7 protein-coding genes are annotated in these 8,224 nt (G+C 63.5%); 4 read left to right on the forward strand and 3 right to left on the reverse strand.

What is annotated here, in order from left to right; translation table 11 throughout:
- Window positions 1–1,405, reverse strand: a 1,405-nt coding sequence (locus tag Q8O80_RS14690; protein WP_305580532.1) for a DEAD/DEAH box helicase family protein, incomplete at its 3' end; no start/stop codon positions are given.
- A 719-nt stretch (window positions 1,406–2,124) separates the two neighbouring features.
- Between Q8O80_RS14690 and Q8O80_RS14695 the strand changes: the two genes are divergently transcribed.
- Complete coding sequence (locus Q8O80_RS14695; protein ID WP_305580534.1) at window positions 2,125–3,561, forward strand: cyclic GMP-AMP synthase DncV-like nucleotidyltransferase; 1,437 nt, start codon at window positions 2,125–2,127, stop codon at window positions 3,559–3,561.
- A 17-nt stretch (window positions 3,562–3,578) separates the two neighbouring features.
- Window positions 3,579–4,349, forward strand: a complete 771-nt coding sequence (locus tag Q8O80_RS14700) for a hypothetical protein (RefSeq protein WP_305580536.1) — start codon at window positions 3,579–3,581, stop codon at window positions 4,347–4,349.
- A gap of 325 nt (window positions 4,350–4,674) precedes the next feature.
- Here Q8O80_RS14700 and Q8O80_RS14705 read toward each other — a convergent pair whose 3' ends face one another.
- Together Q8O80_RS14705 and Q8O80_RS14710 are read right to left on the reverse strand one after the other, a co-directional pair.
- A complete protein-coding gene (locus Q8O80_RS14705) occupies window positions 4,675–6,519 on the reverse strand; it encodes a heavy metal translocating P-type ATPase (protein WP_305580538.1) in 1,845 nt (614 codons plus the stop codon).
- Between the two features lie 123 nt (window positions 6,520–6,642).
- Complete coding sequence (locus Q8O80_RS14710; protein ID WP_305580540.1) at window positions 6,643–6,990, reverse strand: YciI family protein; 348 nt, start codon at window positions 6,988–6,990, stop codon at window positions 6,643–6,645.
- A 275-nt stretch (window positions 6,991–7,265) separates the two neighbouring features.
- On the opposite strand from Q8O80_RS14710, the gene Q8O80_RS14715 reads away from it, so the two are divergent.
- A complete protein-coding gene (locus Q8O80_RS14715) occupies window positions 7,266–7,634 on the forward strand; it encodes a response regulator (protein WP_305580542.1) in 369 nt (122 codons plus the stop codon).
- A 274-nt stretch (window positions 7,635–7,908) separates the two neighbouring features.
- Entirely contained in the window at window positions 7,909–8,121 is a 213-nt protein-coding gene (locus Q8O80_RS14720; protein ID WP_137152574.1) for a cold-shock protein, read from the forward strand.
- The last annotated feature ends 103 nt before the right edge of the window (window positions 8,122–8,224 follow it).

Raw genomic sequence — 8,224 nt, forward strand, 5'->3', positions numbered from 1 at the left:
GGGCATTGAGCTCGGCGCGGATGGCCTTGATGGCCTGGTTCATGGTGGTGCGCGGCGTCACGTGGTGGCTGTTGGCGAAGACGCGGATGAAGGTGAGGTCGGCGCTTTTCTTGCCGGTCAGCGGATCGAACTCGGTGATGGACTCGATCTCGTTGCCGAACAGGGTGACGCGCCAGGCGGCGGCTTCATAGTGGGCCGGGAAGATTTCCACCGTATCGCCGCGCACCCGGAAGGTGCCGCGCACGAAGCCGGTGTCGCCGCGCTTGTATTGCAGGGCCACCAGCTTGGCGAGCAGCTCGCGCTGGTCGATCTTCTGGCCCTTCTGCACGTCAATGGTCATGGCGGTGTAATCTTCCACCGAGCCGATGCCGTAGATGCAGGAGACCGAGGCGACGATGATGACGTCGTTGCGCTCGAGGATCGCCCGCGTCGCCGAGTGGCGCATGCGGTCGATCTGCTCGTTGATGGTGGATTCCTTCTCGATATAGGTGTCGGTCCGCGGGACATAGGCCTCGGGCTGGTAGTAGTCGTAATAGGAGACGAAATACTCCACCGCATTGTCGGGGAAGAAGCTCTTGAACTCGCCATAGAGCTGGGCGGCCAGGGTCTTGTTGGGGGCCAGGATCAGCGCCGGGCGATTGGTGGCGGCGATCACCTTGGCGGCGGTGAAGGTCTTGCCCGAGCCGGTAACGCCGAGCAGCACCTGGTCGGTTTCGCCATTGTTGACGCCTTCCACCAGCTCGGCGATGGCGGTGGGCTGGTCGCCGGCCGGCTCATAGGGCGTCACCATGCGGAACGGCTTGCCGTCGCTGCGCGTGATATTGCTCTTGCCCTGATGTGGCATCCAGGGGGAGGAGCCCTCCACCTCCTTGCGGCCATGCAGGATGATCTGTTCGAGCGCCTTGACCGTGGCGGTGACGCCGACGGCGGCGCCTTCCACCGTTTTGGAGGAGCCGGACTTCGAGCGGGCGCTGGCCATGGCCGATTGCAGCTTGCCCTCGGTATCGGCGCTGCTCGAGGGGCCGGTGGAGGGGACGTGGCCGAAGCCGGCCTGCGGGCTTTCGCCCATGCCGGAGAAATCGACGCGGTCGACCGAGTTTATTTTGGTCTTTGAGGTCTTGGCCGACATGCCGGTGGCGGTGTCGTTGGAGGACTTGGTGGTGCGGCGCTTCTCCAGCGCGGTCTTCTTCTTCGCGGCGGTTTCGAGCGCCTTGCGGGCATCCTCGAGCACCTGCTCGGCCTCGGCCGCCTGTTTCTGGTCGGCGCGGTCGAGCGCGCGCTTGTTGCGCATGCGCTCGGCATAGAGCGGCCTGGACGCGGCGATATCCTCGGCCTTCTCGATCTCGCCGAGAAAGTCGTCGATGGAAAAATCAGCTTTGCCGGGGCGGGCAGATTTGTCGGCCATGAACAAACACCAGGGGTCGGGGGTGCGACTCAGATGGGGAGCAGCGCGCGCGGATGCAATGAGGAGCCAAACCTAGTCGCAATCGCGCGGCGATGGAACCGGGCTGCTGACAGGGCGTGGCAGCAGTGAGGGGGTGCCTATGCAGTCATGCCAAGTTCAATTGCCGGGCAAACGGGGCGGCGCGATGACGGCGGGGGATAGGCAGGGCTGCGGGCAGGGAACCCCCACCTGGCCTCCCCCTCAAGGGGGAGGGACCGCGCGGTGGGTGGGGCAGGATTTGGGGGCAGGCACGGGGTTGCCCTTACCCGCGGGGGAGGGGGTGGGGGTTGGTCAGCGGGGGATGAAGTAGCGGGTCTGGCCGTCGCGCTGGCCGGTGCTTTCAAGAACTTCCATAGTGCCTCTGAGTGACCGCAAGTCGGGAACTGTCGGCCAAAAATGCGGCCCAACCCAGTCGTTCAGGCCGCGGTGCCTACTGCCTGAATGTTGCCGTTCGGCTTTGGGATGGAAAGCTGTCCTTCCGCTTCAGACGAATTGCCTAACAAATGGACGCTAACCCGGCTTAACTCCGAAGGCTGCCGAGTTCGCGTCCTTAGTCCCGGCCAAGTGGTGCCGTTGCCAATATGACGATTTCAACACCCCCAGTTCATCCCCAGCAACTTGTGATGCGTCCATTGTAGCGCAGCATATTTGTACTTAAACTAATATTGGGGGCGACCTTAATGAAACTTTCCGGCGACTTCAGGGAATTCCTTTCGGACACCGTTAACCTCAATCAAAGCCGACTTGATCGGCTGGAGGAGCGAGTCACCACGATCAAGAACTTCATTCGCGACTCCGACTGGGAGCCGAGTATTTCCACGTTCATCGAGCAGGGCTCCTGGGCGCACGACACCATCATAAAGCCGGTGGACCTTGGGGAGTTCGACGCCGACCTTCTGGTCAAGGTGCACCCCGTCGATGGCTGGAGCGCGGCCCAGTACGTAAAGGAGCTCGGACGTGCCTTCCTCGACAGCAACCGCTATGGCGACAAGACGGTGGTCTACGATTACTGCGTCACCATCACCTACGCAGACGACTGCAAGATCGACATCGCGCCGCTGGTGATGGACCGAGAGCACCAGGGCGCGCTCGAAGTCTGCAACAAGGGAAAGGACGAGTTTGAAGACTCTCAGCCGGTCGAGTACACGCACTGGATGCGCAAGAAGAACGGCTACTCGGGCAACAACTCGTTCCGCAAGGCGACGAGGTTGATCAAGTACATTCGAGACATCAAGAAGCGCTTCAGCTGCCAGTCCGTCCTTCTCACCACGCTCATCGGGAACCACATAGAATGGTGGGACAAGGATTCGGTCGCCTTCGCTGATACGCCAAGTGCGCTCCAGACGGTCATGGGTCGTCTCGATGATTGGCTCCAAGCCCGCCCCGACAAGCCCGAAGTCCCAAACCCTGCCCTCGCGGCTCAGGACTTCGCGGACCTTTGGAACGACACCCAGTACGCGAACTTCCGGAACTTCGTGAACAAGTATCGGAAGTGGATAGATGAAGCAGTCGCAGCCACCAGTCGTGCCGACAGTATAGAGAAGTGGCGGCGTGTCTTCGGCGACGAATTCGCTAAGGGCGAGAACGTGCAGAAATTCGAAGCCAGCGCGATGCAGCGAACGAACGCCCTGCTTCTGGAGACGGCGGCCCATCTCGACAGCCTCGTCGACAATGTCATCGACTTCGGCGTGACGATACTTCCAGATTGGTTCAAGAACCCGCCTCACAAGCACCCTCCACCATGGACGCTGGCTGAGCACGTTTCCAGGAGCGTCCAAGTGTCGGCCGAGTACTCGATGTCCAAGTCCGGGAGGGGGTCCCCCGTCCAGCACGGCGAGGCACTTCCGCCACGCGGTGGTCTGTGGTTCGACGTCAGGGTGAACAAATTCCAGCTTGTGCCGGCGGATTGCTACGTACGATGGCGCATCACGAACACAGGTGCGGTCGCAATGGCGCTGAAAAAAGGTCGAGGTGGTTTCGAGAGACCCACGGACAGCAACCGGCGCTGGGAGACGCTGGAGTATCGAGGGGTGCACATGGCGGAAGCCTTCATCATTCGAAGACTCGACGATCGTCTTGTCGGATATAGCGAGCCCTTCTACGTCGTCATCAAGTAGGATCGAGGAGAATGCCCATGGCGAAGGTCGATACCGTCGCCGAGAACTATTACAGGCCGCTGCAAAGAGCCGAGAAGTCGGGCCACGTACTGTTCTGGCTGATATCGATCCTGTCCATCGTCGCCCTGTTCGTCGATAAGGCGTCGTACCCGATGGCTGCCGATGTGGTGCAGATCGCATTGATCGTATGCGTCATCCTGTTCTTCGTGCAGGGACAGGTCCTGAAGCTCTATCTGTTCCCCAGGGCTGAGGACAAACGGCGCCAGCAGCTACTCTCCAACAGCTTTGGCGTTGCACTTACGCATGAGGAGACGGTGGGCTACTACAACAACGATCAGACAAATCCCATTAAGCGTCTTGCCGCGTCGGTGATGGAAAGTGCCTTCTTCACCAACGCGATAACACGGCTGATGCTGCCGGCGGAAAGGGCAAAGACCTTCGGCTATCTCGTGGTCTATCTCGTGGCCGTTCTGAACCGCTCGTCGGACTTGGCATTCTTGGCCGTCGCCGCTCAAGCGCTGTTCGGGGGCGAGATCGTTGCGCGATGGCTGCGCCTGGAATGGCTTCGATTCAGAAGCGAGCAGGCGTTCAACAACTTCAACCGCCTGTTCGTGGCGCGCCCAGCCTTCACGAAAGCAGTGCCGCAATGTGAGGCTCTCGACCTTTTCTCGTTCTACGAGTCCACCAAGTCTACCGCAGCGATGCTTCTGTCCCAGAAGGTGTTCGACCAGCACAACCCTCGTCTTACCCAGGAGTGGGAGCAAATTCGTGGCAAGCTAGGAGTTTGAGAGTGTTGGCACGACGTTATCGCATGGGCCGGGAGGAAGACGGTGAAAGACTACCGCATCGTACTCGCAGACGAGGCGCACATGACCGATTTCGAGCGGTGGCTCGACGCCGAATAGGGCGCCCGCATCGACAATATCACCGATGGGGGCTCAAGCAGTTCCAGCACGCGATGGCGTCAATGGGGTGTTCGATCTGGCGCGGACGGCGATTGAGAGACCCCCACCTGGCCTCCCCCTGAAGGGGGAGGGACGGGATCGGGGGTGGGGCGCGGTTGGGGGTTGGTCAGTTGATGGCTGCTCCCGCTGTGGGGGCGGTTGCTGGGCGTCAGCGCAGGGCGCGCAGGGCGTTGAGGATGACGATGACGTCGATGACTTCCTGCAGCAGGGCGCCCTGGACCGGGGGGAGGTAGCCGAAGGCGGCGGCGATCATGGCGGCGAACGAGAGGCCGAGGCCGACGATGACGCTTTCGAGCGCGATGCGGCGGGTGCGTCTGGCGATGGTGATGGCTTTGGCCAGCGGCGCCAGGGCATCGACCAGCAGCACGACGCCGGCGGCCTCGGAGGAGGCGGCGGCGCCGCGGGCGCCCATGGCGACGCCGACATCGGCGGCAGCCAGCGCGGGGGCGTCGTTGACGCCATCGCCCACCATCATCACCAGCCTCTCGGGCAGGGCTTCGCGGTGCAGCAGGGCCAGCTTGTCCTCGGGGCGCAGATCGCCAAAGGCGGCGTCGACGCCCAGCTCGGCGCCGATCGCCTCGGCAATGTCGCCGCGATCGCCGGAGGCCAGCACGATGCGGTTGACGCCCGCCGCCCGCAATGCGGCGAGCGACTGGCCGGCATCGGCGCGGACGCGATCCTGCAGCACGATCAGGCCATAGGGACGCCCGTCGACCGCCACGGCCACGGTCATGGCGTCAATCGGCAGGCCGGTGGCCAGATCGGCAAAGCTGCCCTCACTCAACTGGTCGGTGACGAAGCCGTGGCCGCCGACCAGGGTGGGGCGGTTGTCGACCTGGCCGATGAGGCCTTCGCCGGCGGTTTCGAGCACATCACCGGGCGTGGCGAGACGCAGCCCGGCCGCACTGGCGGCCTGCACCAGCGCGGCGGCCACCACATGGCTGGAGGCCTGATCGAGGCTGGCGGCGGTGCGCAGCACCTGATCGGCGGTGACGCCGGCAATGGCGCGGATATCGGTGACTTCAGGGTGACCGCCGGTCAGGGTGCCGGTCTTGTCGAGCACGGCGGTCTCTACCTTGGCCAGGGCTTCGAGCATGCCGCCATGCTTGACCAGCACACCGATGCGGGCGGTGCGCGACATGCCCGAAATGATGGCGACGGGCACGGCCAGGATGAGCGGGCAGGGGGTGGCGACCACCAGGACGGCGAGGGCGCGCAGCGGGTCCATGGTGAGGGCCCAGGCGGCGCCGGCCATGGCGACGGTGAGGACGAGAAACCAGATGGCATAGCGGTCGGCCAGCCGGGTCATCGGCGCCTTGCTGTCCTGCGCCGCCTCGACCAGGCGGACAATGCCGGCATAGGTACTCTCGGCGGCCGGGCGGCTGACCAGCAGATCAAAGGGCGCCCCCATCAGGGTGGAGCCACTGAGCGCTTCGGCGCCGGGGGCCAGCTGCACCGGGATGGATTCGCCGGTCAGCGCCGACATGTCGAGCTCGGCCTTGCTGCCGGCGACATGGCCATCAACGGGCAGCACCTCGCCGTGCCGGATCAGCAGGCGATCGCCGGGCATGATGTCGGCGATGGGCACTTCCTCAAGCGTGCTGTCGGTGTAGCGCATGGCCGAATGGGCGACGCGGCCGAGCAGGGCGGTCATTTCCTGGCGGGCGCGACCGGCGGCAAAGGTTTCCAGCAGCTGGCCGCCCGAATACATCAGCGCCACCACATTGCCGGCCAGCGGCTCGCCAAAGGCCAGGGCCGCCGACATGGACAGGGCCGCCACGATATCGAGCCCGACATCGCCGCGCTGCAGGGAGCGCACGATCTGCCAGAGCAGGCCGGCCAGCACCGGGATGGTGCCCCAGGTCCAGGCCAGATCGGCCGGGCCGGCGCCGCTGGCGAAATACAGCGCGGTGCCAATGCCCAGCCCGAGCAGGGCAATGGTCAGCAGGCCGGCGTCGTAATGGCGCTGCAGCAGGGTTGTCAGGCGGGACATCGATGCGGCTCCTGGGCGGCGCCAACAGGGCGCGGACGCCAAGGCTAGCACAGGCGGGGTAATCGATGTGTGACCTGAATCAATCAGGCGGGGGGCGCCGGGGCAGCGTCCGGGTCGGCATGGTCAGAACAGCATGACCGGGCGCACCTCGACGGCGCCGAGCGCGGCCATGGGGATGTTGCGGGCGATCTCCATGGCCGCATCGGCGTCGGCAACGTCGACCAGAATGAAACCGGCCAGCACCTCCTTGGATTCGGCGAAGGGGCCATCGGTGATGATGGCGTCGCCGTTGCGGACCCGCACGGTGCGGGCGGAATCGGCGCTGACCAAGGCCTCGGCGGCAATGAACACGCCGCGCTCGACCAGCGCCTGGTCATAGGCTTTGGACAATTGGCCGATGCGGGCCCAAGCGGCCTCGGACTGGCGGGCGGCAATGTCGGTGTCGACGACGACGGTACACATGAATTTCATAGCGGCTTTCTCCAGCTTGGCGGTGGGACCGATTGTGATGTCGCGGTCTGCTGACTAGACGAGGGAGGCGGCGCGGATTCGACAGCCGGGCAGGATATTTTCGCGCCGGCGGGCTGGAACCGGGCGGCTTTTCCCCGGCGATGGCGGCGTGGGGGGCGATCACGATTGACAATAAGTTCCACGATGATGAAAACGTGAGGGATCGTTGTGGCGTGCCAGCAGTTGCAGTGTGACGGGGACGAGCAAGTACCCGCCAAAATGGAAGTGACGCCGTGATGAAAGCCAACACAGTGGTGCTTGTGGTCGAGGACGAGGCGCTGGTGCGCCTCGACGTGATCAGCCAGATCGAGGACGAGGGTTTTACCGTGATCGAGGCAGCCAATGCCGACGCGGCGATCCGGATCCTGGAAACCAATCCGGATGTGGCGATCCTGTTTACCGATATCGACATGCCCGGTTCGATGGACGGGCTGAAGCTGTCGGCGGCGGTGCGCGACCGCTGGCCGCCGGTCAAGATCGTGGTGACCTCGGGCCATCGCATGGTGGAGATTACCGATCTGCCCGATGGCAGCGTGTTTCATGCCAAGCCCTATCGACATGACGAGGTGGTCGCCTCGTTCCGCGAGCTGACCGCCCTGCATTAACCGGCCAGATGGCGGCTGCGATGGTGGGCGTGAGCGTGGCGATCAGCGCGATGGCCGGCGGGGTGCGTGGCGGGTCCGGCGATATTGCCTTGCCAAGACCACATTTACCTGTGATAAAGCGATACGTTTTCAGCCTAAGTCGGCTGCCCTGATCCCGGTTCGCCGGTCGTGGCTACCCTCTCTCTCGTGCGAACGTGCTTTCCCCGCTGGCATGCTGCCACCGGATAACTGCTCGTCCGCATGCGACACGAGCCTACTATCAGGATACAAATTTATGTCCACCATTACTGGTACCGTCAAGTTCTTCAACGCAACCAAGGGCTTCGGCTTTATTTCGCCTGAAGACGGCGGCAAGGATGCCTTCGTTCACGTTTCCGCTGTTCAGCGTTCGGGCCTGCAGGGCCTGTATGAAAACGACAAGGTGACCTACGAGCTCGAGACCGGCCGTGACGGCAAGGTGTCGGCTACGAACCTGACCCTGCTCTAGTCTTTCAGACTATTCCGAAGGCCGCCGTGATGTTGAAAACACGGTGGCCTTTGGTTTGTCTGTTGCCTGAAACGCCGTCCCTCGGGGCGGCGTTTTTTGTTTG

This window comes from Devosia sp. (assembly GCF_030689745.1).
In the GTDB taxonomy this organism is placed as follows: Bacteria; Pseudomonadota; Alphaproteobacteria; order Rhizobiales; family Devosiaceae; genus Devosia; species Devosia alba.